The organism is Flavobacterium sp. EDS, assembly GCF_020991525.1.
Lineage (GTDB): Bacteria > Bacteroidota > Bacteroidia > Flavobacteriales > Flavobacteriaceae > Flavobacterium.
The window spans coordinates 161,478-188,456 of the sequence record NZ_JAJMOZ010000005.1 but is presented as its reverse complement, the minus strand read 5'-3'; the positions used below and the strand labels follow the sequence as shown (position 1 = coordinate 188,456).

Genomic DNA, 26,979 nt, shown 5'->3' with positions numbered 1-26,979 from the left:
CTTTATTTTAAAATTTGCTTAATCAATGATTTAAGCGAAGCATTATCTTTCCATTGCTCAAAGAAAACAGTTGCTTTAGGCGATGGTTTTTGATTTGTTTTGGTCAAAACATCAAGATAGTTTTCGACGATTTTTTTGAAGCTCGTTGGTAACTTGTCTTTTAGATCAAGATTTTCAAAAAAGGAATTAAACAACTTCAGTAAAGCATCGTTATGCAATGGCGAAACATCTTTTATGGCAATTAATCCATCAACCATTCGTAAGAATACGCCATATTTTCCAGTTGCTAAGAAAGCCAGTTTATGAGCAAATACTTCCATATCAATCGCTTGTTTTTCGATCAAATTAATCAAAACTTCAGAAGCCATTAATCGGATGTCTTTCTTTTCCTGAAAGAAACTACAAGCATATAAAAGCAAAGAAGTGTCTGAAAATATAAACTCAGGACGATTTATAATATCCAGAAAACCTTTTAAATCAGGTTTTGATCCATCGCCAGTACCACAATTTTGTAATAGTGTTATAGCAAGTGCATCATCATTTTGTGGCGTTAGACTGTGCCAGTAATTGGTATTTCCTGCAGAGTTAAGTAAATAATCCCAGCTATTAGGGCGTTGATAGATATCTAGGCTGTACAATAAATAATTTGGAATTTTTGAGTAATTAGGCAAGTCAAATCGTAGCTCATACCAAGATGGAGTTCTCTCTTTTTGTTTGGTTTGATAGTTGGTCCATTCATTCCATTTTTCTTTAAATTTAACCTGAGGTACAAATGGAGAAACCACAAAAGGAACCTCTTTTAAATATGTATTTTCAAATTCGGTGAAAGTATCATTTGGATAAAATGTTCTTGCTGCTACAGCCCAAAGAGATAATATTCCTGTTTCTTTGGTTGTCTTTCCCATTGTTGCCAATAGTTTCGAAAATAGAGATTCGGAACCTAAATTTAATTTTTGATCTACTCCCAAACAAAAGGATAATAACTGTTTCAGTTCTCCTTCTATTTTATCCAATAGCGACATAGCTTCTTCGGTATTTTCTCTTGGCATTCGCGAAATAGCAATGCTTAAATCTAGAAAATCAATTTCTTCGTTTGTATTTTGATAGGCAATAATCCTTTCTAATAAAACCTTAGGAGCAACCCAATACGGTTTATGGCTAGGGAAAGAGAGTAGTGGTAAAGCCGAATTTTCATTTATTTTTTGCTGTACTTTCTCCAATAATGGTTGTGCTAACAGCAGCGTATTGATTTTAGAATAGTGTTTATGCTTGCTATTGAATTTATTTTCGATGTTTATAATTTTATCCATCAAAAAGGTTTTTACATAATCTTTATTTACACTTTCAAAATAGCTCTTTTGCAGTTGTTTTAAATAAGGTTGTAATTGTGCTGAATAATCAGATGGGAATAAATCCCTTTGCGTGATATATACGTTCAATAGAATTTCAGTATCCAGTACTTCTTCTGAACCGATAAAGTTTCCGAACTGAAATACAACGTCATTCCAATCAGTAGGGAGCTGTACTTCTTCGATAAGTAAGACTTCTTTTTTAGGAGCAAATATATATTCTTCGAGACTAGAGTCGTCAACCGCTAAAGCTTCATTATCAATAAAATTGCTTAATCCCGATTTTATATTTCCTTGCATCAAAGTAACATAAGAAGATAGTTTTTCTTTAAGAACAGCATCTTTTTCGGTTGCAATTTTTACAATTATCTTACTCGCTCGTTCTTGTAATGCCAAATCTGAAATTACAAAAACGTCAGCTATAATTGATGCAATCGTTTTGTTTAATTTAGGGTTCGATTTACCGATTTTTTCTAAAACAGGCAGTACACTTTTGATCGCAGCTTTGCAATCACTACGCATCATTAAAGGTTCTAGCCATTCAAAAAATGATTTGGTTTTGAATTTAGGATGCTCGTACATTTTTTTTACAAGCTCGATTCCGTAACTTGTTATTGGCGGATACGGATTATGTAAATAAGAGAAAATATTTTCCTGATGGATAATAAGTTCTTCTGCTGTTACATTAAACTCTTCGATTCTTTTTCTGAAAAAAGATTTCAGGTTATTGTTCCATTCTTTGGTTTGAATCAGGATGGCATTTTCGATAAAGAAAGGGCGTTCCATTTTATTATCGTCTAATAACGATTTATAAAGTACTGCCCAAGTTTGAAACTCATCATGTGCTTGAGAATCATTATCTCTAAAGAAACTGTTATGAAGAATCGTTTCATAATTAAACAATTCCGGAATATCTCTTTGGTAAGTCAGCCTGTCATTTAATGAATTAGTAATGAACTTTCGAGTTTTCATCTTGGCTCGCCATTCATTAGTTGCTGCTAAAGTCAAAGCATATAATTCTGGATTAAATTGTAATAAATCCTGATCTTCTAGTTTTCGTAGAATATGATAATTAAAGCCAACCCAGTCTTGTTTCTTTATCTTGTCTAAAATAAAAGTTCCTAGCCAGTTGGGTTTTGCCCATACTAAAACATCCAGAACTTGTTTTTTCTCGTCTATTTCGTTTAATAAATTTAGAGTTTCATCCCAGGAATTAATCTCAGTTTTGTCAAATAATGCAATAGCACTTAATGTAATGATATCACTTTGTATTTTATCTCCACGAGTTCCCCATCCGTAATCATGTTTGCCTTTTTTTACGTAATCTGGATCTTTAGACAACTCAGTGTACGTCATCCAATAGCGTTTGTTTTTCTTGATGTGCTTTTTTAAGGCTTCAATATTTCCTTTTGATTTCTCTTGCAGGAAAGGCAATATTAAATCAATGTTTTTAGATTTTATAATGGCATCGTATTCTTGTAAAATTAGATCAGCATTTGCGCTTTTGGCTGTTTTTGGTTTTGAGGCTATTGTGACATCACCAGTTTCTGAGTATCCTTTTTTTTCTTTTTCGGCTACTAATTTTTCGGCGGTTTTTAAGCAGGCATCATTTGTTTCAAAACTTTTTGTTTGGGATGTACCACTGGTTCCATTTTTTCCATAAGTAACAGTATATTCTAATCCTGTAACTTCAATTTGCCAAAATTTATCGGAATTCCCATCTATGTATTTTAGGTGTTTTTTCATGCTATTATAGGGACTGAATTGATATAGAATCTTATAATTAGATATTTAAAAATATGGAATTATTCTGACGTAAACCAAAAAAACATGTGGGATTATTGGTCGCTATTTTTGATAGAATGATAAATGTTTCAGGATTAATTACATAGGATTATTTAATTATATTAATAAAAGACCTACATTTGCCCTCGAAATGAAAATAAAGAATATACATATGAACCTGTTAGTAAAACAATATACCGATCGTTTGGTAGGGAATTTCCCTGCTGATGGTTATGGATGTGATATGTATTTTATAGAATTGAAGAGTAGATTGTAGTTTCAAATTCAACATAAAAATATAAAAGCGTCCTGATATCGGGGCGCTTTTTTTGTTTTTGATACATTTTGGCTTCGCTTAATGTGATAATAATGCGGTCCAACATGATGCTAATTGGACTGGAAATAACTTTTAAATAAAAATAATTGAAAAAATAAAGGATAAAATGTTTAATGATTAAACCTAATAGCGAAATATAATCTTGAGAAGTAATCTGATGAGAGACAGTCATTTGATACAATTAAGGATCTGCTTATGTAAGCGGACAGGGATTTCTATGATTTTAAACAGAAGTTAATTGGTTGATTATCAGTAAAATAAATTTAAAAATGATTTGGATAATTGATTTTTTAGACTTTATCTTTGCCGAAGAAAATTTGGAAAACGAATTTCTAATAATGACAATGATTTCAATATATAATAAAATACACAAAATGAATTTCACTCATAACACATATAAAAAACAACTATTAAACCCGAGTTTCGATCTTGGATTTATTACAATACAGGTGCATAGATACTGGCAATAGGATACGTATATCTTATCAAATCTCATGAAGCACCTTTAATCGGGTGCTTTTTTTATGCTCGAAAATAAATAATTCCGTATTTCAATTGGTAGAATGGAGGTTCGAGTCCTTCCGGAATTACATTGTTCTCTAGAAGGAACTGGCTCATTGGGGTTACTGGCTAACCTTCCCGACTGTCTCTCGGGAGAAACGGGTTCGACTCCCGTATGAGCCGCTAATTTTTTTTGAAGGCATAGAGGAGGAAAGGTTCAAAGGTGCAGAGGTACAGAGTTCCGATAGCTGTCGGAATAAAGATTTTAAAACTTAGCCCCTTGGCGTCTTTGCGAGAAAATAATTTTGCGCATTATACTTTATCAATTTCTTGCTAAGTCGCAGATACGCAAAGTGAAACGAAGTGGTTTTGTGCTTTGGTTGCATTTTTTCAAGAGCTTAAAAGTCTCTTTTCAGATGCTAAATAAAAAAGTTTTCTAGTTTCTAATTGTCTACGCAGAATAGTTGCGCAGTATGATTTGAATATTTGCTCAAGAAATAAAACACGTTCTTTTAAATAAAGTAAATAAAGAAATTATAGGCAAGATGGTCTATGGTTTTAAAAATATCAAACAAGTCCTGTTGCGTGTTTCTGTATAGCACCATTGTAGGGAACTTTTCGCGAAAGCGTATTATGTTTTTCTATGCAACTTGATTTGGAGGTTTTGATTGTTTTCCAAAAAACGATCTCTCTATCGGTCGTGGGTTCGACTCCCACTCACAGCAATGTGATAGTTCAGTCAGGTTAGAACAATAGAAATTTCTGCAGGTTCGAATCCTGCACCGAACTCGTTTCGGTTTGATAAATGGTAATCAGCAGACTGAAAATCTGTATTTAGAGCGCATCACTCTTAAAAAGATGCATAACCAAAGAAAACTGATTTGTCTTTGTCTGTGGAACTAGGATTGTAAAGTTCAAAATTTCACACTCATGATAAAACCAGTGCGAATAGCAATGTATTTTGAAAAACTCGTTTTCTTTTCGATTTGATTGTTTGAGTGATTTTTTTAGAATTTAGAATCGCTTTTACAAAATAGAATCGCAAAACAATTGGAGCAAACAAATAACAAACTATTCGTCCGTTTTTCTCTGAGGAGAGAGACAATGAAGTTTTTTTATTTAAAGATTAGGAAAGAGAAAAGAGGATAGACGATTTATAGAGATTAGAGAAAATCATTTTAATCCTTGAAATCTGTGGCAAAACAAACCGTTAAAAAATAGAAGTCAAGCATTTGGCTTTTGAAATAAATAGTAAATAAAATAGAAAATCTTTGTTTGAACTTGAAACAAAGAAAACTAAAAACAAAAATAGTGATGATAAATAGAATTAAAATTAATGCATATCAAGTAGGGTTGGTATTCGAGAACAGAAAATTGGTTAGAGTACTAGAAGAAGGTTTACACTGGGTTTTTGGAAACAAAAATGTTATGATTTATGATATGGGGTTGCCATTTCAGGCGCCATATGAATTGAATATAATATTGCAAAATGAAGTATTGGCTTCTATGCTTGAAATAGTTGAGGTAGCCGATAACGAAATTGTAATGCAATTTGTAAATGGTAACTTTAAAGAAGTTTTAACCGCAGGTAGATATGCTTTCTGGAAAGGTATTGTGAAAAATGAATTTACTAAAATAGATTTATCTAAAATTTATATCACCGAAAATATTCCAATGAATTTATTGGAGAACGCAAAATTGAGGTTGTACATAAGAAAATTCATTGTTGCCAGTAATGATAAAGCATTGTTATTTGTTAACGGAGCCTTTACAACCGAATTAAGAGCTGGAACTCATTATTTTTGGAATAATGCGATTACAATCGAAGTAAAAACAGTTGATGCCAGACAGCAGCATGTTGAGATTTCTGGTCAGGAGTTATTGACTAAAGATAAAGCAGGATTGAGAATTAATTTCTTTGTGCGATACCAAGTGGTGGACGTCATGAAAGCTTTGGTAGATAATAAAGATTTTGAAAAACAATTGTATGTTGCCATGCAATTAGCTTTGAGAGCATTCGTAGGAGGTTTAACTTTGGATGAATTGTTAGCTAAAAAAGATACGATTGCAGAAAACATTTTAGATGAAGTAACAACTAAGATAAATGAGTTAGGATTGGTAATTTCTGATGCAGGTATTCGAGATGTAATCTTGCCAGGAGATATGAAAGAAATCATGAATCAGGTTTTGGTTGCTGAGAAAAAAGCACAAGCCAATAGCATTATGCGAAGAGAGGAAACTGCCTCAACAAGAAGTTTGTTAAACACAGCAAAGTTGATGGAAGAAAACGAAATGTTGTGGAAATTGAAAGAAATGGAATATGTAGAAAAAATCGCTGATAAGATCGGTGAGATTACAATTTCAGGTGGTGGAAACGTCATTGGTCAATTGAAGGAAATCTTCGTTAAATAAAGGCTCTTTTAAATGAAAGAGAAATTTAAAATATTGAAAAAAAGAAAAAATGAAAACTACAGATAAAATTATTATCATAGATTTAGAAGCGACATGTTGGCAAGGTGAAGTCCCGAAAGGGCAGCAAAATGAAATTATTGAAATTGGATTAGCCGTCTTGGACTCCCAAACAGGAATCATTACTAAAAATCAGGGCATTTTGATAAAACCACAACGCTCCAGTGTGAGTCCGTTTTGTACAGAATTAACGACCATCACTCAGGATTTACTGGATAAAAATGGAGTAATTTTTGAAGAAGCGATTGAAAAATTGACAGATGAGTATCAACCCGATTTATATACTTGGGCAAGTTACGGTCAGTACGACCTTAATATGCTTAAAAAACAATGTAGGTTGTTTGGTGTTCCATATCCAATGGGAGAGGAGCACATTAATGTGAAAGTTCATTTTGCAGAGAAATTCGGTTTACAAAAGCCAACGGGAATGAATGGTGCTTTGCATTTATTAAATATTCCGTTAGAAGGAACACATCACCGAGGTGTTGATGATGCAAAGAATATCGCTAAAATTTTGCATTGGTCTTTGCATAATTAAAAGTATGTTATGTCATGCATTAAATAAGAAAAACCACGAATTTACTATTCGTGGTTTTACAAAAAAATAGTAGACAAAAGCAATTATACTGATAGACATACTTATATAAAAATAATTTTATTGTTTTATGTTTCTAATTGTGTAATAGGTTGATATAACACTTATAAGCATAACTATTGAATGCGATTCATCGTCTTTTACTATACTTAAATTAAAATGTTGAATATATCCAATCTACTTCATATTTAAGAAAAATATTTCCCTTCGTTTTTTCTATTACATATACTTTAAAGTATTTGTGATTTCTTGATATTGGCATTGCATTAGATAAAGGAATCTTTGTTTTTGTTCCTTTTTGAAACTCACTTATTTTTTTTTTGAAATATAAATATTCATTATCTACTAGATTCTTAGGATCTTCTAAATGATATTTTTTGAAATTTTCAATACTTAGAGTATTTATTTTAGAATCAAAAATAAAAGACTCTCCCTGCATGTGAAAATATATTTTAGTACCATCTTTTATTTTTTTGTCTCCCTTTGACTCATCAAAAAAGACATGTTTAATTGGTTTATTATAATTTTCATCACCACTATAAAACTTATCAAAACAAGTTTTATTTGTTTGTGCTGTTATTATACCAAACACTAAAATCATGAGTATGCTAATTTTTTTTTTCATTTAATTACAATTTTTAGGACCATTATAAAAATTATTCCTAATTAAAATATTTATATCTATTTTTTGACTAGGAGTTAAATTATCCCAAGCTATTGTAGTAAGTCCTCTTTCTTTATCTAAGACTCCTAAGCCTACCCATGTAATCGCTCGTTTTTTTAATTTTCACAATATCAAGATTTATGATCTTTTCTGAATCTATTTAATTTTTTTTATCAATATGGAAACACCAATCCTAAGTGAAATGTTGTTCCTTTATTATTCAATCGAAAAAAATGGTTCAACCTGAATATATTCTGTGTTTTTACCTTTTTTGCGTACTAGAAAAATGACGTATTGATCAAAATACCCTGTAAGTTTATAATCCTGTAGTTTTTCTTTTTTGTCATAAAAGTTAGATGCTCTAATAAACTTTTTTAAACATAATGTATTTTTGTTTTTAAAATCATTAGTAACGTTTACTTCTTTAAAGAAAAAAGCACCTTTACTGCCACCGCTACTATCTTTTAAATAGTAATCCGTAGGTGCTTCAATAAAGTTCCGTATATAATTACTGTCATATTCGAAAAAAATAGAGTCTTTTTTTATTTGTTGTGCTCTTGAAGAAATAAAACAAAATATTGAGAGTGTAATTATAATTGTTGTTTTCATAATTAAAATTTTATAATGTTAGTTTGAGCAAGTAACTGTTTTTGTTAATAAGTTACTTCTTTTATCTAAATTAGCAATTTCCTTTTTTCTTTCTTCTGATAAAGATGTCCATGCATCAACACCACTTTCTTGTAGTCCGTGCCATGCCATTGCTTCGTAAAATAAATCACTTGGTTCTTCTCCAAAATATTTTTTATAACCATTATAATCACTTGTAAGGACATCTTTATGAAATTCTTTTAATGCAGTCTTCATACTTTGTAAATATAGTGTAGCAATGTTCCCGTGATCATTTTTATATTTATCATATGTTTTTTTAAAATCTTCTCCTGAGTCACCAATTTCGTCAGATTTTGTATTAAGTTTTCTAAAAAGATCGGCATGTATATATTCATGTAAAATTGTTCTTGCTGCTTCCAAAGAAGAATTTTCATTTGTTTTTGATGTACTTATTTCAATTGTTATTACCTTATTTCCCACTCTATGGATTGTTCTTCCATTTATTTCTCTAAGAATACCATTCTTATCAGGATTAATTACTTTGTCTTTAGAAATGATTTCAATATCAAACTCAGATGTTGGTCCTTGGAAGTTTGCTAGTAGTTTTTTTACAAAAGAACTTCCCCTTTCATCTAATAAAGTGTTCAAACATTTTGCTTTGCCTGTTAGGTTATTTATTATTTGTTCTACTGAAGGAGAACTTGAACCACCACCACCGCCTCGAGGAGGATTTGTATATTCAGGTGGATTAACCACACCACCAGATGAGGGGCCACGCGGGATAAAAGTCATAGGAGGGAACGATGGTGGTGCTGATGGAGATGTAATTATAACCTCTCTAAGCGGTATTGGAGAACCACCGCTACCACCAGTTGGTTCTTCTTCATCAGGACAATAATAACAAGGGTCAGCTACCATTTTGCTTTGTTCATTGTTACTGGCAGATGATAACATTGCTATTATCCCTTCTTGAACAACTTTATTGTTCTCAAATTGAGCCGCTTTTATAAAACCATTTTTCAAATCCCAAGAACTAATGTATCCATTAAAATCACCATCATCTATTGATTGACTACTTTTTTTTGATTTTTTATCGGGAAATATCTCAAAGATTATTGCTTCATAATTATTTTCACTTATCTTATAAAGATACAAATTTTGTTTCCAAATTTCTGATGAATTTCTTTTGCGTTCAACGATAGGAACAATAATGGTTTCAGTCCCATCTTCTGAGGTTGTTATTTTGGCTTGACTCCAATTGTATTCTAAATCTTGAAATAAATCAAAATTTGGGCTTTCAGCTTCGTACTTTTCAAACCAAGTTTGAACATCTAAGGTTTGATTTGATGTAGTTTCTTCAGTGCTACAGGAGCAAACAAAAATAAAAAAAACAAGAAAAGATAAGATATAATTTATTAATTTGTAAGTATTTTTATCCATGTTTATGATTTTTAAATCACAATATAAGATTTTTTTTACTTAATTGAAAATAAATTTAATCTACGCAAAATAATTGCGTACTTTAATTTGAATATTTGCTTAAGAAATTAAAAACACGTTCTTTTAAATACAATAAATGAATTGATCAGGTCAAGTTAAAGTTACTTCAATAACCTTTAAGATATACTTTGACAATTACCGATTAATACATTTATAAATAATGGGGCAGTAGCTCAGCGGTTAGAGCAGGTTAGTTTTGAAATTATCCCTAAAGGTCAATCTTAACTTACTTCTAGCACTTTTAATGCCCAGGTCGTGGGTTCGAATCCCACCTGCTCCACAAAATTAAGGTCAAGTGTTTCTTACTTCAAAAATCTTTTAGGTAGAACCAGAAACACAATTATCTAATTATTAAAATCATTAAAAATGAAAACAAAAGAATTTTTAAAAATAAGTTTACGTCAGAATGCAATTTTTATTCCAACAGAATTAATTGCAAATGATGTTCAAATAATATCAGGAACAACATTGGCTTTAGCCGCCAACGTTTCAAAACTGGGATTCACTTTTTCTGAATCGTTATTGCATGCTTTAAACAATGTAAATCCAAATTATAAAGTTGAAGTTTTAGACGTTTTAAAAGACGTTTTAGGAACTAATAAAAACTGGACTCCATTGGTTAAAGAATGGAACGTTCCTACTGGAGAATCGATTTTAGATCATATGGTAACTTGGTTTGCTAATCTTTTTAAATCTAGTAACGGAATTACTTTGCAATGTGGGCATATTATTCCTAATGGTACTTTTCCTTTAGAAAGATATAATGGTTGCCCTTTTTGTGGAACTCCATTCGAGTTTGGAGAAATTGAAAATTTTGGACAAGGAAGTAAACTAAAAGTTTTAGAGTTATGGTCGGAAAAAGAGTTGAATGATTTCTTTGTTTCGTTATTAACATCAAAAACAGCTTTGGATGCTACTCAGGTAGAAAGTTTAAAAACTTTAATTGCGTATTTGCCATTGCCAGATGTTGCTATTGGAATGAAAGAAACGTTGATGCTTGTTATCGACGCTTTAATCGAACAAGATCAAGCCGAAAAAGCAACACAATATTTTAAAACACCAACAGATATTTTGAGGTATTTATGGTATAAGAAAACCAATTTATTGCAAATTATAGATCCAAAAACAATCATTCAAAGAGTTGAAAAGAACAACCAGCATTTGGCTCATTTCTTGGATAATAGTGCTAAGTCTAAGCTAACAGCTAAAGAGAACTTAAAACTTAAATATTCTAGAAAAGAATGTTTGATGGTTGCCAATTGGTTGAATAACTTGGAAATGAGTGCCGATGCCGCTTGCGAAATCATGCATCCAAAAAGAGGAATGTGGGTTCGTTTTATACGAGCATTACGTTTACCAGAATATAGTAAAAGAAAAGGCTTTGAAAAATTAGCCGTTTTATTAGATACTTTTTATAACCAGACTTACGAAGTTTGGCAAGGAAATCTGAATCACTTTCGTTTGAAATTAGATGCAGATAAAACTTTTGCTTTGCTAAAACAACGCCCAGGATTATTCGCTCGTTCGTTATTTTCGAATATGCTTTGGTTTGGAGCAGATGAAACAATTGAACATTTTAATGAAATCATTGATAAAGTGCCAGCGCGCTTGGTTTTTACTTTGAATATGTATGCTCAAAATTATTTTGATAAAACGATTCAAAGAAGTGTGAAACCATTGGGAGGTACTAATAAAAGAATTGAACCAAATCGATTATTATCATTATATACTGATGAGCAATTGGATGCAATGAAAAAGCAAATTGAAGATATGTGTGTCTTGGCGATGAAGAAAAGATTTGCGGCTATGCCAAATGATAATAAGACAATTTATATAGATCCACAATTGTTTAATATGCCAGTTTCAATAGGAGATAGAAGCGAAACTGTTCAGGATTTACCAGTTGCTTTAATGGGAACACGTTTTCCGATTGAAGGTAATGAAGTACGATTATTTATGCAATGGGGTAATGATTTACCTGCACAACATCTGGATATGGATTTAAGCTGTCATATTGCTTATGAAAATAGTGCCGATATTTGTTCTTTTAGCCGATTAGAAACCACAGGTTGTAAGCATAGTGGAGATATCAGATATATTCCGAATAAAATTGGAACAGCTGAATATATAAACATTAATATTGCCGAATTAGCAAAAGCAAATGCCAAGTTTGTAACCTTTACTTGTAATGCGTATAGTAACGGAAGTATAACTCCAAATTTAATAGTAGGTTGGATGAATAGCAAACATCCGATGAAAATATCTGAGAAAACAGGAGTTGCTTATGATCCATCTTGTGTAGATCATCAGGTACGAGTAACACAAAATGTTGCAAAAGGGCTAGTTTTTGGAGTGCTGGATGTAGCCAAAAAAGAAATTATTTGGTTAGAGATGACTTTTGGAGGCCAAGTTGTACAAGGATTAGATTATAAAGGTGTAAAAGCGTTATTGTCTAAGCTAAGCAGTAAATTAAACATAGGTAGTCTTTTGACTCTTAAAGCCGAAGCACAAGGATTGGAAATTGTAGAAACAACAACTGCCGATGAGGTGTACGATGCAAATTGGGCAATCAATTCGGCTGCAGTTACTCAATTATTAATAGATTAAAAAAAAGAAAACCACGAATGTACTATTCGTGGTTTTTCGATTTAATTATAAGACTTTCTTTCGTAGCCAGTTTCTAATCGGTATATCATAGCATTTCATCGTAAGATAGGCTACTGCTATAGAAACGATAACAGTTAGTAAAAAATAAGGCCATGATTGTGCTAATGATAGTTTATTATTGGTTACCCAAGCCATATATACATAGGCAATAGGGTAATGAGTTATATAAACAGGATAAGATATATCTCCCAGAAACTTACAAACTCCAGCTGCTTTCTTTCCTTGTACTTTTCCTCCAGCACCTAGCCATATAACAAAAGGAAACAATATGATTATGCAAAAACATTCAAATAGACGATTCCATATATTATTATCTCCTCCTAAATGCGGTACAGATAAAAATACAATTAATAATAAACTCGCAGATAAAAATGCATTTTTAGTATAACGTAGTTTCCCGATTCTGGCTAATAATAATCCTGCCAAAAACGGAAATGTTAAGCGGGTAAATCCTATTCTTAATTGTGTAGGATCATCAATTGTCCAGCCTCCGATAATATTACCAGCAGGATTCGTTAAAGCATAATGAATGGTTATTCCAGCAGCTAGTATTGTTAGAATAGATAAAACAATTTTAGATGTTTTTCTTAAAACAAGTGCATACGCAATATTAGCAATATACTCGAAGAATAAAGACCAAGCAGGGCCATTTAATGGGTGCATTTCACTCCATCCTCTTATATCTAATCCTCTGCCTACAGGAATTACGGTAAAGCCAATTAGCATAACCAATAACATTTTCCATAAAGGAACATCATGTATGCCTCCCCAACCCATACCAGGTGAATCCTGAAAATAGAATAATATTGCCCCGATTAGCATTCCTGCTATAATCATTGGCTGTAAACGAACGATACGACGCTTGAAGAAATCTTTTAAAGACATTGTACCCCAACGATCATCATAAGCATACGCAAGTACAAAACCAGATAGCAAAAAGAAAAAATCAACTGCTAAATAGGCATGGTTAATAATTAGTTTTGTAAAATCGCCATGAGAATGGACTTCAAAAACATGAAATATAACAACCAAAATGGCAGCTACACCTCTTAAACCGTCAAGTATTTCATAATGTGGTTTAGAACTTTTTAAATCTGTCACTTCTTTCATTAAATAGTAGATGGATTAGAAATAATTATTTTTTTTCGTAAAAATATAATAAAAAACCACGAATATAAATTCGTGGTTTTAATTTTTTGTGATAAAAATTTATCCTTTTTTAAAGCTTCCGCTGTCTACATCTTTTAAGAATTTTATTACGCCAGGGAAATAATGTTTAGGATCATCATATTGAGAAAGATGACTTCCGTCTGGACAAAATAAAAAGCGACCGTTTTGTACTTCGTTTGCGATCCATTTCATATGTTCCGGATCCATGGTATCGTATTTAGAGCCAATTGCCAAAGTGGGAACTGTAATTGTTTTTAATCTTGATTTGATATCCCAGTTTTTTAAAGTAGCATTTCCGGTTATCCCAAATTCGCTAGGGCCTTGCATATAAACATATACATTTGGGTTGATGTGTTTAAAACACCTGTTTATAGATTCTGGCCATTCTTCAAGAGGCATTCTTAGAATATGCTGTGTGTAATAATTTTTAAAAAGGAGTTCGCTGTATTTTGGATTTTCAAAATCATTCTTAGCTTCAATATCCTGTAGTTCTTTTAAGATTTTTGGATCCATTTGTGGAGCGAGAACATCTTTGGCATATTTATTATATTCAGGAACACTAGCCATCATATTGGAAATGATAAGGCCTTTTAAGTTTTTCTGATATTTCAGAGCATATTCCATAGCAAGGATTCCGCCCCAGGATTGACCTAAAATATAAAAGTTAGAATTGTCTAGCCCTAATGCAATACGTACTTGTTCAACTTCTTCAACAAAGCGCTCATTTGTCCACAAGCTACTATCAGTAGGCTGATCACTATAATAAGAACCTAATTGATCATAATAGATGTATTCGATACTTTCGTTAGGGAAATAACCGTCAAAGCATTCATATAATTCATGAGTAAGTCCAGGGCCACCATGCAGTAATAAAACTTTTATAGTAGGATTGTTACCAACAGTTTTTGTCCATACTTTAAATTTTCCTTTTGGTGTAGTAATCGGAATCATCTTTATCCCACCAGTAAGTTGGTCATCGCGTTTAGAAAAATCTAAATAAGTTGCTTTAACGGGATCGATTTTAGTTTCTTCTTTACAACTAGAAAATAATATAATGCTTAAGAAACAAATGATGAATTTTATTCTCATGATTTTTATTTTTATGATTGTTCGGAACGAATCTAATCTTTTTATTGCAAAAAATTCCACGAATTAATAGAAATTAATTGGTGGAATTTTTATTTAATATCAGATTTACAGTTTCTTATGTGTTAACTAAAGAATGAACTTTTAAATCTATTATGTGATAAGGAGCGATTGTATTTATTCGCCGTAGATTTTCTTATAAAGTGGCGCGTAAATTTCTTTGATTATTTTACGTTTTAGTTTTAAAGTTGGTGTTAATTGACCACCATCAATAGACCAAACATCTGGAGTAAGTTCAAAACGTTTGATTTTTTCCCAATGTCCAAATTTTTCATTTACAGATTCAACTTCTTCATTGATACGCTTGATTACTTGAACGTTTGTAATGATATCATCGTTAGAGTTTCCTAAAACTATTTTATGAATTTTAGCCCATTCTTTTACAAATTCAAAGTTAGGCTGGATAAAGGCAGCTGGCATTTTTTCGCCTTCACCAATAACCATTATTTGTTCGATAAAACGAGATTGTTTCATCATGTTCTCAATCATTTGAGGAGCAATATATTTCCCTCCCGAAGTTTTGAACATTTCTTTCTTACGATCAGTAATTTTAAGGAAACCTTCGCTGTCGATTTCTCCGATATCTCCTGTATGGAAATAACCATTTTGTAAAGCTTCTGCAGTTTTTTCAGGATCTTTATAATAGCCCAACATCACGTTAGGTCCTTTACAAAGAATTTCTCCGTCTTCAGCAATTTTCACCTCTACATTCTGAATTGGTTTTCCAACAGTTCCAATTTTAAAACCTCTGTTTCTTGTGTCATTTACAGAAATTACTGGCGAAGTTTCAGATAGTCCGTATCCTTCCATAACTGGTATTCCTGCTGCTGCAAAAACACGAGTTAATCTTGTTTGCAATGCGGCACTTCCAGAAACCATTAAATCGATATTACCACCTAAACCTTCTTTCCACTTACTGAAAATTAATTTACGCGCTATTTTTAATTGAAATTCATACCAGAAACCATTTGCACCATATGGTTCATATCTTAGACCTAAATTAATAGCCCAGAAAAATAATTTCTTTTTGATTCCAGTTAAATCAGCACCTTTTGCATAAATTTTATCATATACTTTTTCAAGAAGTCTAGGAACAGCTGTAATTACATTTGGTCTCACTTCTTTTAAGTTATCACTTAACTTATCAATAGATTCACCAAAATATACCGAAATACCATAATATTGATAAATGTATAATATCATTCTTTCAAAAATATGACAAATAGGAAGGAAGCTTAATGCTACACTGTGACCTGGTTCAAATGGGATTCTTGGTGCACTGTCTAAAACATTCGAAACTATGTTTTTGTGTGAAAGCATAACACCTTTAGGACGTCCAGTTGTTCCTGATGTGTAAATAATTGTAGCTAAATCGTCAGTAACAATACTGTCTTTTCTTGCTTCAACCTCATTTTGATTGCTTTCGTCTGCACCTTGGTCTAATACAATAGTCCAGTTTTTTGCACCAGCAATTTCATCAAAAGTAAAAACATCTTTTAGAGTTGGTACATTTTGTTTAATGGCCAATACTTTGTCTAATACTTCTTTATCAGAAACAAAACAATAGCTACTGCCACTATGGTTTAAAACATATTCGTAATCTTCCTCAGATATAGTAGGATAAACAGGAACGGTTTGTGCTCCAGTTTGTAAAATTCCAATATCCATGATATGCCATTCCGTTCTGTTTGTAGAAGTGATTAAGGCAATTTTATCATCTTTTTGAATTCCCATACGCAACAATGCTCGAGAAATGGCATTGGCTTTTGCGATATACTCTTCAGTTGAGGTTTTCTCCCAAACACCATTACGTTTGGTTACTAAAGCATCTTTTTTATTATATTTTTCTTTCTGATAATAAGGAAAATCAAAAAGTCTCGTAATTGTAACCATGGCGTTTAGATTGAATTTTACCGCAAATTAATAAAATTTATCGTTAATTTTTCTTTTTAATAAATTAAATATGAAAACTTTAATTTTATTTATTTTAAATTACGAAATCGATTTCTTTGTGCGGTATATTTTTAATATTTATATAGCTAATATGCAATACAATAATGTTGTTTTTGTTTGTAAGTCGAAATTTAGTTATTTCTTTACCTCTTCAACATATTCTTTTACTCTTTCTCCAGAAATATACATTTTCTTTTTATTGAAATGAATAGAGAATTGTGCGTAAACCCATTCGTTGTCTTCTTTGTCATTGGTTTTGTACCAAAGTGAATAAGATGCACTATCAAATCCTTCTTTAAATATAGGAATGCCAACTTCTGAACATTCGAATCCCCAAGTGATGTTTTTTTTAGTTAGATCTTCATATTGAAAAATACCAGTTCCATTTGCATTTAGTTGCGTAATTGGTTCTTTTTTTCCATCATAATGATAGATTCCAGTTACAGGATAAGCAATAGTTGTGGTGATGAAACGTTCTTGGTTTTTAGCATTAATTTTTTCAGTTTTAATTTGAGAATAAACAGTTGTTAAGCAAAGAAAAAAAGTAACAAAAAGTAGGTTCTTGATGTTCATTAAGATGGTATTTAGAATTTTATTTTATTTGTTTTTGGAGCATAATAAATAGTGGTATTTTTCATGCGGGAGGGCAAAACTAATAAAATCAGGTCAAAAAAAAAGGCAAAACTAGCACGCTAACTTTATCTTTTTTATACAGAAAATGAGATGTATTGAGAATTAACTTGTTGTGTTTTTGCTGTTGAAGTTTGCGTATGAGAGTAGTCTTACTTAATAAAAAAAAACTCATTCAGTTACGAATGAGTTTTTTTTGTATGAGTATAAAAATTAGATTTTTTCAATCCATTTTCTTGCGTTTACAAAAGCTTCATGCCAAGGAGAAACTTCATCGTTTCTGTCTTTTGGATAATGCGCCCAGTTCCATTGGAATGTTGAACGCTCAATGTGTGGCATCATAACCAAATGCCTTCCTGTTTTATCACACATCATTGCTGTGTTATAGTCAGATCCATTTGGGTTTGCAGGATATCCTTCGTAAGCATATTTAGATACGATATTGTAGTTTTCTTCGGCTAATGGTAAATTAAATTTTCCTTCACCATGAGAAACCCAAACTCCAAGGGTGCTTCCTGCAAGAGATGATAACATCACCGAGTTGTTTTCTTGTACTTTTACAGATGTAAAGATACTTTCGTGTTTGTTACTTTCGTTATGAAGCATTTTTCCGTGAACTTCATGTTCTGGATTGATAACTTCTAATTCCATAAACAATTGACAACCGTTACAGATTCCTACAGATAGAGTGTCTTCTCTCTTGAAGAATTTATCTAAAGCTGTTTTTGCTTTTTCATTATATAAGAAAGCTCCAGCCCAACCTTTGGCTGAACCTAAAACATCTGAATTAGAGAATCCTCCAACTGCACCAATAAACTGAATGTCTTCCAGTGTTTCACGACCAGAAATTAAATCGGTCATGTGAACGTCTTTTACATCAAATCCAGCCAAGTACATTGCATTTGCCATTTCACGCTCAGAATTACTTCCTTTTTCACGAATAATAGCCGCTTTAGGTCTTGGTTTCGAAGCATCGATTACTGGTTTTTTTCCTGTAAAATGTGCTGGGAAAGTATAGTTTAAAACTTGATTTTTATAATTTTCGAAACGTGCCTGAGCTCTTCCGTTTTTAGATTGTTTTTGATCTAATAAATAAGAAGTTTCAAACCAAATGTCTCTGTATTTAGGAATGCTTAATGACCAATCTCCAACTTCTAAAGTTTCTGTAGTTGTTACAGTTCCAATTTTGAAGAATTCGATATTGTTTGTGTTTAATTTAGCTTCAACAGCTGTGTCAGATTTTGCTTGGAAAACAATTCCGATATTCTCTGCAAAAAGGATTTTCAATAAGTCTTTTTCTGCGAAAGCAGCGAAATCAATTTTAGCTCCTAGATTTATATCAGCAAAACACAATTCTAATAAAGTAGTGATTAATCCACCACTTCCGATATCGTGTCCAGCAAGAATTTGATCTTCACCAATTAATTCCTGAATGGTATTAAATGCATTTTTAAAGAATGAAGCATCTTTTATAGTCGAAGTTTCGTTCCCAATAGTATTTCTGATTTGTGCAAAAGAAGAACCTCCTAATTTGTATGCATCTTGAGATAAATTGATATAATAAATAGAATCTCCGTTTTTCTGTAAAACAGGTTCTACTACTTTTTTAATGTCAGTACAATTTCCACCTGCTGAAATAATAACCGTTCCTGGTGCGATTACTTCGTCATTAGGATATTTTTGTTTCATCGAAAGAGAATCTTTTCCTGTTGGAATATTGATACCTAATTCGATTGCAAATTCTGAACAGCCTTCAACAGCAGCGTATAAACGAGCGTCTTCACCTTCATTTTTACAAGCCCACATCCAGTTTGCAGATAATGAAATTCCTTTCATTCCATCTTTAATTGGAGCCCAAACAATGTTTGATAATGACTCGGCAATTGCATTTCTGCTTCCTGCCACAGGATCAATTAAAGCAGCAATAGGAGCGTGCCCAATAGAAGTTGCAATTCCTTCTTTACCTAAATAATCTAAAGCCATTACACCAACATTATTTAATGGTAATTGTAATGGACCAGCATTTTGTTGTTTGGCTACTTTTCCACCTACACAACGGTCTACTTTATTAGTTAACCAGTCTTTAGATGCTACAGCTTCTAAACGTAAAACGCTTTGTAGATAATTTTCAAAATCTGTTGCAGAATAAGTAACAGCAGCATAATTTCTATCGATAGTTTTATCGGTCATTATTGTTTTTGGAGAACTTCCGAAGAAATCTTCAAGAGCATAATCCATAGGTTTAGCCCCAGTCGATTTAGATTCAAAAGTAAAACGGTGATCTCCCGTTACATCTCCAACTTGATACATTGGCGAACGCTCTCTGTCAGCGATTCTTTGTAACGTATCAATATCTTTTTGACCAATTACCAATCCCATTCTTTCTTGAGATTCGTTTCCGATAATTTCTTTTGCAGAAAGCGTTGGATCTCCAACAGGTAATTTGTCTAAATCAATTAATCCACCAGTTTCTTCTACTAGTTCAGAAAGACAGTTTAGGTGTCCTCCAGCTCCATGATCATGGATAGATACAATTGGATTGTTATCACTTTCAACCAAACCACGAATGGCATTGGCAGCACGTTTTTGCATTTCAGGATTAGAACGTTGGATTGCGTTTAATTCAATTCCTGAACCAAAGGCTCCAGTATCTGCAGATGAAACTGCAGCACCACCCATTCCTATTCTATAATTTTCTCCACCAAGAATAACAATTTTATCTCCTTCTTGTGGTTTCTTTTTTATGGCTTGATCTAATTTACCGTAACCGATTCCCCCAGCTTGCATGATTACTTTATCGTAACCAATTTTGCGGTCGTTTTCTTCATGTTCAAAAGTTAAAACTGAACCAGTAATTAATGGCTGACCAAATTTATTTCCAAAATCTGAAGCTCCGTTTGAAGCTTTTATCAAGATATCCATTGGAGTTTGATATAGCCATTTTCTTTCGTCCATAGCATTCTCCCATGGCCTGTCATCCTGAGCGGAGTCGAAGGATTTCAAACGAGAGTAAGATGTCATATAAACTGCAGTTCCTGCTAGAGGTAATGAACCTTGTCCTCCTGCAAGACGGTCACGAATTTCTCCTCCTGATCCTGTTGCTGCACCATTAAAAGGCTCAACAGTTGTAGGGAAATTATGTGTTTCGGCTTTTAATGAAATAACAGAATCAAATTCTTTTATTTCGTAAAAGTCTGGTTTGTCTGCTGTCTTAGGAGCAAACTGTTGTACGCGTGGTCCTTTTACAAAAGCCACATTATCTTTGTAAGCCGAAACGATGTCGTTAGGATTTTCCTGAGATGTTTTCTTGATTAATTTAAATAAAGACGTTTCTTTTTCTTCTCCGTCGATTACAAAAGTTCCGTTGAAAATTTTGTGACGACAGTGCTCTGAATTTGCTTGTGAGAAAGCAAAAATTTCAGAGTCGGTTAATTTACGTCCTAGTTTGATAGCAAGATTGTCTAGATAATCTACTTCTTCTTGGCTTAAAGCTAACCCTTCGGTTTTGTTGTAAGCAGCAATATCATCGATATCCAAAATTGCTTCTGGTTGTACGTTGATAGTAAAGATTTCTTGATTCAGTTCAGTATACTTTTGTGAAAGCATCGGGTCAAAATCTGAAAATTCAGTAGTTGCCGGATAAAATTCTTCAATTCTGATAATGCCCGAAATTCCCATATTCTGAGTAATCTCTACAGCATTTGTACTCCAAGGGGTAATCATAGTGGCACGTGGGCCAACAAAAAAATCCGTTAGTACGGATTTTTCTATTTTATTGGAGTTGGCAAAAAGCCAGTTTAATTTTGAAATGTCTTGAGCCGAAATTTCGTTTTGCGTTTGTACTGCAAAAACAGTTTTGCTTTGGTTTTCAAAGAAATGAATCATTGTGTTGTGTAGTTTGTTGTATTTTAGTTGCAAATTTAGTGTAAATAAATAGTAAGCGCAAATTTGAAAACGAACTCTTTTAAAAAAAATTACAGTGATTTTTTTTCATCAGAATGACGAGAGTGGCAATGGTAATGTGTAGAGACGCAGGATAGTACATTTTTTTTAAATTTTGCAAAGACGCAAATATTTTTGTTTCATGCAGATTTGGCTGATTGAGCAGAATTAATTGATTTGAGAATTATTAAATATCTATAAATTATTTAGAGGTTTTGTATCTGCTTTATCTGCAAAATCTGCGTGAAAAATTAATTTTAAAATCTTCAGAAACAAAAAAAAAGCGACAATTGCCGCTTTTAAATTATTGATTGTGTGAATTGTAATTAGTTGATTGCTATCTTTTTAATGAAAGTTTTTTCCTTGTTTGTTACTTTTATTATATATAATCCTTTTGGGAGATTGCTTATACTTATAGTTTCTTGTGTTGTAGCTTGTTTTTTGTATACTTTTTGACCTGATATCGAAACTATTTCAATTGTGTATGGAGTATCTGAACTATTGAAATTAATATTAAAATTTCCATTTGAAGGATTAGGGTATAGCACTATTTCATTTGAATCAGAAAGAATCTTTTCTTTTGCAACGCCAAGGAATTTACTACCTAAGTTATTGCAGGTATCTGTTGTAAATGAATCCCATTGTCCATTTAGGTTAAATGTTGCGCTAGGAGATGTTACGGTCGATTTTCTTCTTAATGTTATATCGACAGCAAAGTTTGCAGATCCGCCGTTATAGGTCCCGATAATATCGATTAGTACACCGTTTTTGAATAAGCCTACAGGATCATTTCCATTAAAGGTAAGTTCGGCAGCAGTTGTCGAAAGATTTGCTGAGCTTGTAGGGAAACAGCTAGATGCCATTAAGTTGTTTACAATAGTGAATTTGCTTCCTGTATTTATAGTGCCACTTAAAGCGAGTCCTGAACTCCATGCGCCAGCTCCATTGGTTTGTCTTTTTATGCTGTAACCAGATAAGTTAATAGCACTTCCAGTTGCATTCATGATTTCTAATGCTTTGTTATTCCCGGAACCTTCTATGTATTCAGAGAATAATAAGTCTGTAGTGGTTCCTGGATCTGGTCCAATACTTGTATCTGTTGTTACTGATATGGTATTGCTTACTGCTGAAGTATTTCCTGCGGCATCTTTTGCACTTACAGTAATGTTGTAACTTGTTAAAGGCGTTAAGCCAGTAATTGTACCACTTAATCCTGTTACTGTAGTTTTTAAAACGCCATTTGCATAAACATTATAATTTGTTACTGCTACATTGTCTGTAGATGCAGTCCAACTTAAAGAAATAGAAGTGGCAGTTTTTGATGTACTTGCAAGATTTGTAGGTGTTGTTGGTACTTGCGTATCAGCAGAAGGATTCCATATCTGATTTACATATTCTGGATGGTCGATATATGGATTTCGGTTATTTTGGCGTGCATAAATAGCATTGTTTCTTGTAATCTCTCTTGGGCTTACTGGATCTTGTGCGTTCCATGCTAAAAGAATATTTAGAAATGCGGCAGAAAAAACTTTATCACCAGAGCCATCAAACATAGGATAGCTATAACCTGCAACGGTATTTTCATAGCGTGTTGCAAAATAAAAATACATTCGGGCAATGTCTCCTTTAAATTCATTGATTGGTTCGAAAACAGTTCCTGAATAGCCAGATGTAGAGTTTGATCCTAACTTTCCTCCGTTTTGAGAAACATATGTTGGAGTGTTTACAACTCCATGAGGATAATTTGATCGCATTCCGTTTACTTTTCCATCTGTAGGTGTAATAAAATGAGCGTCGGAAACCATTGGTGCTTTTTCGTTAAATACTGATTGCGGAATTATGTGTTCTCTGTTGTAGCAATCTCCTTCTTTTGAATAATTGCCACATCTTTGTGTGGTTGCTATGCTATAATTATAAGGGTCTGTTCCTGATGGATTTTCAGAATACATATCTAAGACACTTCCGTCATTTTCGAAAAAAGCATCAATATCGGATGTTTGATATGTGGTGTATAAGCCAGCATATCCATTATCGGTATGTCCCTTAATAATGTTGTATAATTGGGTTTTCAAGGTGTAACCAGTTCCTATTGCCGTGTTGTAATATCCAGATGGGATTTGTGCAAAGGTGGCAGTTGTAAATAGTAATAATACAATGTAAGAGTAGGTTTTCTTCATGGATAATAGTTTAAAGTTGAAAAATGGGGCTTTTAAAACTGGTTCAAAAAATTGATTTTGAATAGGTTAGTTTTATTTTAAAACAAATCTACATCTTTTGAAGATATGTTGTATTAAGATATGTTTAATTTATGAAGCATTTTTCTTACTCGTAATTATTGTGAAGATTTAATTTGAAGATAGCTTTGTGTCTTAGCGTCTTTTGAGAGCATTATAAAAAAGATGGGTTTTACATGTTCAATTTATTTCTCTCTAAGTCGCAGAGATGCCAAGTCTTTTTAATAAAGATAAATAACTGTTTCGATTTTATTTCGATTTTGGAAATGGCATACTTTGGTATGCTCCTAAATCTGGAGGAGAAGTTCTACTATTCCCTATGATATCCAACGAAATGTTATAGGTCTGGTTTCCTTTTGCGAAAGCACCAGAATTGGTATCGATATTAAATTTGTTTTGAGAAACTTTGTAAAACTTTGGATCTTGATTTAGTATGATTCCGTTATAATGCTGGGTATCGGTGTTGAATTGGTAATCTGTATTTGTGCTTGTACTGCTATACTTGATTAAGCAATTATTGAATTGATATACAAAGGTTGCATTGCTTTTTTTGTCTAATAATAACTCGTTTGTATTTGAGCCGTATATAATACAGTTGTTGAAAGTTGCTTGTATTAAATCTCTAGTTTCTGGAGTTGCTCCTGAGAGAGTATTGCTTAGAGAAACTGCGCTTTGCTGAGAACCTTGCCAATTGTTATTGAAAGTACAGTGTGTAAATTGATAGTTTCCGCCATATAAGCAAGCTAAACTTGATAATCCAGCGCGATTTATTACAATGTTCTCCCCTTTTATTTTTCCGTTTTGTGCTAAAATACCATGATTAACGGAATTGTAAATTTGTGTGTTTTTAATGCTTACTGTTGTTTGGTCACTATTTTCTATAAACAAACCTGTTGTGGCATTTTTAATAGTTAAGTGATTAATGGTATTATTTGTACTTCCATCGGCAAGCCAGATAGTTCCCCATTGCCCAGGAATATCAGAATATAAAGGTTCTAAACGATCTCCTTCAAAAATGACTTCTTTTTCTAATTTTTCTGTTGAAGATAATGCTCCATTTACATTAAGACTTGCATTTTTACTAACCAATAAACCTGAGTTTGCATGAAAATAAACTCTTGCGCCAGGATCAAACGTAACGGTTTTTCCTTCAGGAACGGCTGCGTAACCATATATGACGTATGGTTTTTGATTTGTAAACTGTAATTCGTTATCTTCTAAGAAAAAGCCTTCTACTTCTTTACCATTGATTGGTAATGTTTCTATAGTTCCATCAGAGGATTTTTTTGGATATAAAAAAGTTGCATCTTGTATTAGTGTTACTAATTCTACGTTTTGAAGATTTGCACCACTATCAAATTGAATTTGGTCGGTATATAAAAAATCGGTTGGATTTGCATCGGTAATTGCGGCTGTTGTTTCTATAAAAATATACATGCTGTCTTTTGCTAGAAGCGTTACATTATTAAAGATCTTTCCTTCTGTTCCGTGCATTCCATCAACAGTCATTCTGTATTTAGAACTTAATCCTTTGCCTAATTTGATTGTTGGAATGGTAATGTCTTTTTTTCCTTGATTGTACACTTTTAGTTGGTATGTACTTGAACCTATATTGGTAAAAACGGTATCTAAATATACGGTGTCTTTTGAGAAAACTAAATCTCCAGTACTGGCAACGGTTTCGAAATCACTTCGACATGAACTTGTTGCTAGAAGTATTCCGATAGTAAATAGTATAAAAAAAGTACGCATTTGAATAGAATTTATGTAAAAATAGCAAAAAAGTAATTCGATTAACATATCATTTTTAATTTAGAATTGCATTTGCTACTTTGTGACTTATCTTTTATTTAATTTTACATTTTAAAGCCAAACAAATGAATTTTAGTAAAGAACAAATATTAGAGCATTGCAATCAGTTTTCACAAAATACCTTGATGCAAACGCTAAAAATTGAATATATAGATGCTGGAGAAGATTTTTTAGTAGCCAAAATGCCAGTAAATCCAGCTGTTCATCAGCCAATGGGATTATTACACGGAGGTGCATCTGTGGCACTTGCAGAAAGTGTAGGTAGTGCAGCATCATTTTTTTATATAAATCCTGAATTACAAGAAGTACGCGGAATTGAAATTTCAGCAAATCATTTAAAAAGCATTCGTGAGGGGTTTGTTTATGGAACGGCACGAATTATCCATAAAGGAAGAAGCTTACATCTTTGGGAAATTAAAATTACTGATGAAGAAGGTAATTTGGTTTCGCTATGTAAATTGACGAATATGGTTTTGGATAGAAAGAAAAGCTAATTATAATGAATGAATTTTTTTCTAAAATAAAAAAACACAAAGAGCAGAATTTGCCTTTTGTACTTTATAAAAAACCTAAGTCGGATACAATTATTGCTTTGTTGCAACAAAATAACACGTTACATAAAGTTATTGATTATAAAGAAAAAGGGTTTGTACTAGCTTCTTTTGATAAGAAACAAATTGTTCTTATTCCTGAAAATGAATCTCAAATTTGCACTAGTGAATTAGAAACAAGATCAGTAAGTCTAGTTGATATAATTGGTTTGAACGTTGATGTTAATGCTAAAAAACAATTTGAAACATTAGTAGCAAATGGAGTTGGAGCGATTGTAAATAACGAATTCCAAAAAGTAGTTTTATCACGAAGCGAAATTGTTCCTTTGAAAGATTTTGATTTTATTGAAACATTTCAAAATTTAGCAAATTTATACCCAACAACGTTAGCATATTGTTTCTTTCATCCCGAAGTTGGTTTTTGGATGGGAGCAACGCCAGAACAATTACTTAAAGCAAACGGAAATGTTTTTGAAACTACTGCTTTGGCAGGAACTCAAAAGGCAGCTTCGGCATCTGATGTTGTGTGGCAACAAAAAGAAAAAGACGAACAGCAATATGTTACTGATTTTATTGTAAAAAGATTAGGAGATGTAGCTTCATCTGTTGAAGTTACTGAGCCGTATAGTGCTAATGCAGGAAGTATCTGGCATATAAAAACCGATATTTCGGGAGTTTTAAATGCAGATTCTAGTTTAGATGAGGTGATCGATTTATTGCATCCGACACCTGCGGTTTGTGGTTATCCTAAAAAGAAATCTAGAGCATTTATTCTGGAAAATGAAAATTACGATAGAACTTTCTATTCTGGTTTTCTAGGTGAGTTAAATAGTAGTTTTGCTTCTAATTCGATAAGCTCTGATTTATTTGTGAATTTACGTAGCATGCAAATTCGTAATTCTGAGGCTATTTTGTATATGGGATGTGGAATTACAAAAGAAAGTATTCCTGAAAAGGAGTGGGAGGAAAGTGTGAATAAATCAATGACGATGAAAAGAGTTTTGAATATAAAATAAAAAATTAGTTTTCAGTTGCAGTGTCATCTTGAGCGGAGTCGAAGGATAA

16 protein-coding genes and 2 tRNA genes are annotated in these 26,979 nt (G+C 32.5%); 7 read left to right on the top strand and 11 right to left on the bottom strand.

All coding sequences use genetic code 11. The annotated features are described in order from the left end of the window. Nucleotides 1-2: 2 nt before the first annotated feature. Nucleotides 3-3,095 (bottom strand): DUF6493 family protein, encoded by a 3,093-nt coding sequence (locus tag LPB87_RS09790; protein ID WP_230727779.1) that lies wholly within the window; start codon nt 3,093-3,095, stop codon nt 3-5. A 987-nt stretch (nt 3,096-4,082) separates the two neighbouring features. Between LPB87_RS09790 and LPB87_RS09785 the strand changes: the two genes are divergently transcribed. The 3 genes from LPB87_RS09785 (at nt 4,083) to LPB87_RS09775 (ending at nt 6,979) form a co-directional block, all read left to right on the top strand. Continuing rightward, a tRNA-Asp gene (locus LPB87_RS09785) sits at nt 4,083-4,155 on the top strand. A 1,131-nt stretch (nt 4,156-5,286) separates the two neighbouring features. Continuing rightward, the gene (locus LPB87_RS09780) at nt 5,287-6,384 is read left to right on the top strand and encodes a slipin family protein (RefSeq protein ID WP_230727778.1); all 1,098 of its coding nucleotides are present in this window, start codon (nt 5,287-5,289) and stop codon (nt 6,382-6,384) included. Between the two features lie 49 nt (nt 6,385-6,433). Beyond that, nucleotides 6,434-6,979: a 3'-5' exonuclease gene (locus tag LPB87_RS09775; protein ID WP_230727777.1), complete on the top strand. Its 546-nt coding sequence runs from the start codon at nt 6,434-6,436 to the stop codon at nt 6,977-6,979. 211 nt (nt 6,980-7,190) lie between these two features. Here the strand turns inward: LPB87_RS09775 and LPB87_RS09770 are convergent, their stop codons facing one another. From LPB87_RS09770 to LPB87_RS09760, 3 genes are all read right to left on the bottom strand, one after another. Then, nucleotides 7,191-7,661, bottom strand: a complete 471-nt coding sequence (locus LPB87_RS09770) for a hypothetical protein (RefSeq protein WP_129539238.1) — start codon at nt 7,659-7,661, stop codon at nt 7,191-7,193. Between the two features lie 255 nt (nt 7,662-7,916). Further along, nucleotides 7,917-8,309: a hypothetical protein gene (locus LPB87_RS09765; protein ID WP_129539237.1), complete on the bottom strand. Its 393-nt coding sequence runs from the start codon at nt 8,307-8,309 to the stop codon at nt 7,917-7,919. A gap of 18 nt (nt 8,310-8,327) precedes the next feature. Beyond that, the gene (locus tag LPB87_RS09760) at nt 8,328-9,749 is read right to left on the bottom strand and encodes a hypothetical protein (RefSeq protein ID WP_230727776.1); all 1,422 of its coding nucleotides are present in this window, start codon (nt 9,747-9,749) and stop codon (nt 8,328-8,330) included. Between the two features lie 222 nt (nt 9,750-9,971). Here LPB87_RS09760 and LPB87_RS09755 point away from each other — a divergent pair. Further along, nucleotides 9,972-10,089 (top strand) — tRNA-OTHER (locus LPB87_RS09755). An 86-nt stretch (nt 10,090-10,175) separates the two neighbouring features. Then, complete coding sequence (locus tag LPB87_RS09750) at nt 10,176-12,416, top strand: hypothetical protein (protein ID WP_230727775.1); 2,241 nt, start codon at nt 10,176-10,178, stop codon at nt 12,414-12,416. Between the two features lie 45 nt (nt 12,417-12,461). Here the strand turns inward: LPB87_RS09750 and LPB87_RS09745 are convergent, their stop codons facing one another. From LPB87_RS09745 to LPB87_RS09715, 7 genes are all read right to left on the bottom strand, one after another. Next, complete coding sequence (locus tag LPB87_RS09745; RefSeq protein ID WP_230727774.1) at nt 12,462-13,586, bottom strand: acyltransferase; 1,125 nt, start codon at nt 13,584-13,586, stop codon at nt 12,462-12,464. Between the two features lie 99 nt (nt 13,587-13,685). Next, nucleotides 13,686-14,735 (bottom strand): proline iminopeptidase-family hydrolase, encoded by a 1,050-nt coding sequence (locus tag LPB87_RS09740; RefSeq protein WP_230727773.1) that lies wholly within the window; start codon nt 14,733-14,735, stop codon nt 13,686-13,688. A gap of 174 nt (nt 14,736-14,909) precedes the next feature. After that, on the bottom strand, nt 14,910-16,685 hold the full coding sequence (locus LPB87_RS09735) for an AMP-dependent synthetase/ligase (protein WP_129539232.1): 1,776 nt from the start codon (nt 16,683-16,685) through the stop codon (nt 14,910-14,912). Between the two features lie 195 nt (nt 16,686-16,880). Beyond that, a complete protein-coding gene (locus tag LPB87_RS09730; protein ID WP_129539231.1) occupies nt 16,881-17,318 on the bottom strand; it encodes a hypothetical protein in 438 nt (145 codons plus the stop codon). Between the two features lie 270 nt (nt 17,319-17,588). Further along, complete coding sequence (gene purL, locus LPB87_RS09725; protein ID WP_255673197.1) at nt 17,589-21,293, bottom strand: phosphoribosylformylglycinamidine synthase; 3,705 nt, start codon at nt 21,291-21,293, stop codon at nt 17,589-17,591. Nucleotides 21,294-21,643: 350 nt separating this feature from the next. Further along, nucleotides 21,644-23,494: an endonuclease gene (locus tag LPB87_RS09720; protein WP_230727771.1), complete on the bottom strand. Its 1,851-nt coding sequence runs from the start codon at nt 23,492-23,494 to the stop codon at nt 21,644-21,646. Between the two features lie 306 nt (nt 23,495-23,800). Continuing rightward, a complete protein-coding gene (locus LPB87_RS09715) occupies nt 23,801-25,303 on the bottom strand; it encodes a right-handed parallel beta-helix repeat-containing protein (RefSeq protein WP_230727770.1) in 1,503 nt (500 codons plus the stop codon). Nucleotides 25,304-25,428: 125 nt separating this feature from the next. On the opposite strand from LPB87_RS09715, the gene LPB87_RS09710 reads away from it, so the two are divergent. Together LPB87_RS09710 and LPB87_RS09705 are read left to right on the top strand one after the other, a co-directional pair. Beyond that, on the top strand, nt 25,429-25,857 hold the full coding sequence (locus LPB87_RS09710; protein ID WP_129539227.1) for a PaaI family thioesterase: 429 nt from the start codon (nt 25,429-25,431) through the stop codon (nt 25,855-25,857). A gap of 5 nt (nt 25,858-25,862) precedes the next feature. Further along, complete coding sequence (locus tag LPB87_RS09705) at nt 25,863-26,930, top strand: chorismate-binding protein (RefSeq protein WP_230727769.1); 1,068 nt, start codon at nt 25,863-25,865, stop codon at nt 26,928-26,930. Nucleotides 26,931-26,979: the final 49 nt, after the last annotated feature.

What these genes read in the sequence shown, in the direction of transcription:
- LPB87_RS09790 (WP_230727779.1), bottom strand. Translation starts at nt 3,095, where the DNA reads ATGAAAAAACACCTAAAATACATAGATGGGAATTCCGATAAATTTTGG.
- LPB87_RS09780 (WP_230727778.1), top strand. Translation starts at nt 5,287, where the DNA reads ATGATAAATAGAATTAAAATTAATGCATATCAAGTAGGGTTGGTATTC.
- LPB87_RS09775 (WP_230727777.1), top strand. Translation starts at nt 6,434, where the DNA reads ATGAAAACTACAGATAAAATTATTATCATAGATTTAGAAGCGACATGT.
- LPB87_RS09770 (WP_129539238.1), bottom strand. Translation starts at nt 7,661, where the DNA reads ATGAAAAAAAAAATTAGCATACTCATGATTTTAGTGTTTGGTATAATA.
- LPB87_RS09765 (WP_129539237.1), bottom strand. Translation starts at nt 8,309, where the DNA reads ATGAAAACAACAATTATAATTACACTCTCAATATTTTGTTTTATTTCT.
- LPB87_RS09760 (WP_230727776.1), bottom strand. Translation starts at nt 9,749, where the DNA reads ATGGATAAAAATACTTACAAATTAATAAATTATATCTTATCTTTTCTT.
- LPB87_RS09750 (WP_230727775.1), top strand. Translation starts at nt 10,176, where the DNA reads ATGAAAACAAAAGAATTTTTAAAAATAAGTTTACGTCAGAATGCAATT.
- LPB87_RS09745 (WP_230727774.1), bottom strand. Translation starts at nt 13,586, where the DNA reads ATGAAAGAAGTGACAGATTTAAAAAGTTCTAAACCACATTATGAAATA.
- LPB87_RS09740 (WP_230727773.1), bottom strand. Translation starts at nt 14,735, where the DNA reads ATGAGAATAAAATTCATCATTTGTTTCTTAAGCATTATATTATTTTCT.
- LPB87_RS09735 (WP_129539232.1), bottom strand. Translation starts at nt 16,685, where the DNA reads ATGGTTACAATTACGAGACTTTTTGATTTTCCTTATTATCAGAAAGAA.
- LPB87_RS09730 (WP_129539231.1), bottom strand. Translation starts at nt 17,318, where the DNA reads ATGAACATCAAGAACCTACTTTTTGTTACTTTTTTTCTTTGCTTAACA.
- LPB87_RS09720 (WP_230727771.1), bottom strand. Translation starts at nt 23,494, where the DNA reads ATGAAGAAAACCTACTCTTACATTGTATTATTACTATTTACAACTGCC.
- LPB87_RS09715 (WP_230727770.1), bottom strand. Translation starts at nt 25,303, where the DNA reads ATGCGTACTTTTTTTATACTATTTACTATCGGAATACTTCTAGCAACA.
- LPB87_RS09710 (WP_129539227.1), top strand. Translation starts at nt 25,429, where the DNA reads ATGAATTTTAGTAAAGAACAAATATTAGAGCATTGCAATCAGTTTTCA.
- LPB87_RS09705 (WP_230727769.1), top strand. Translation starts at nt 25,863, where the DNA reads ATGAATGAATTTTTTTCTAAAATAAAAAAACACAAAGAGCAGAATTTG.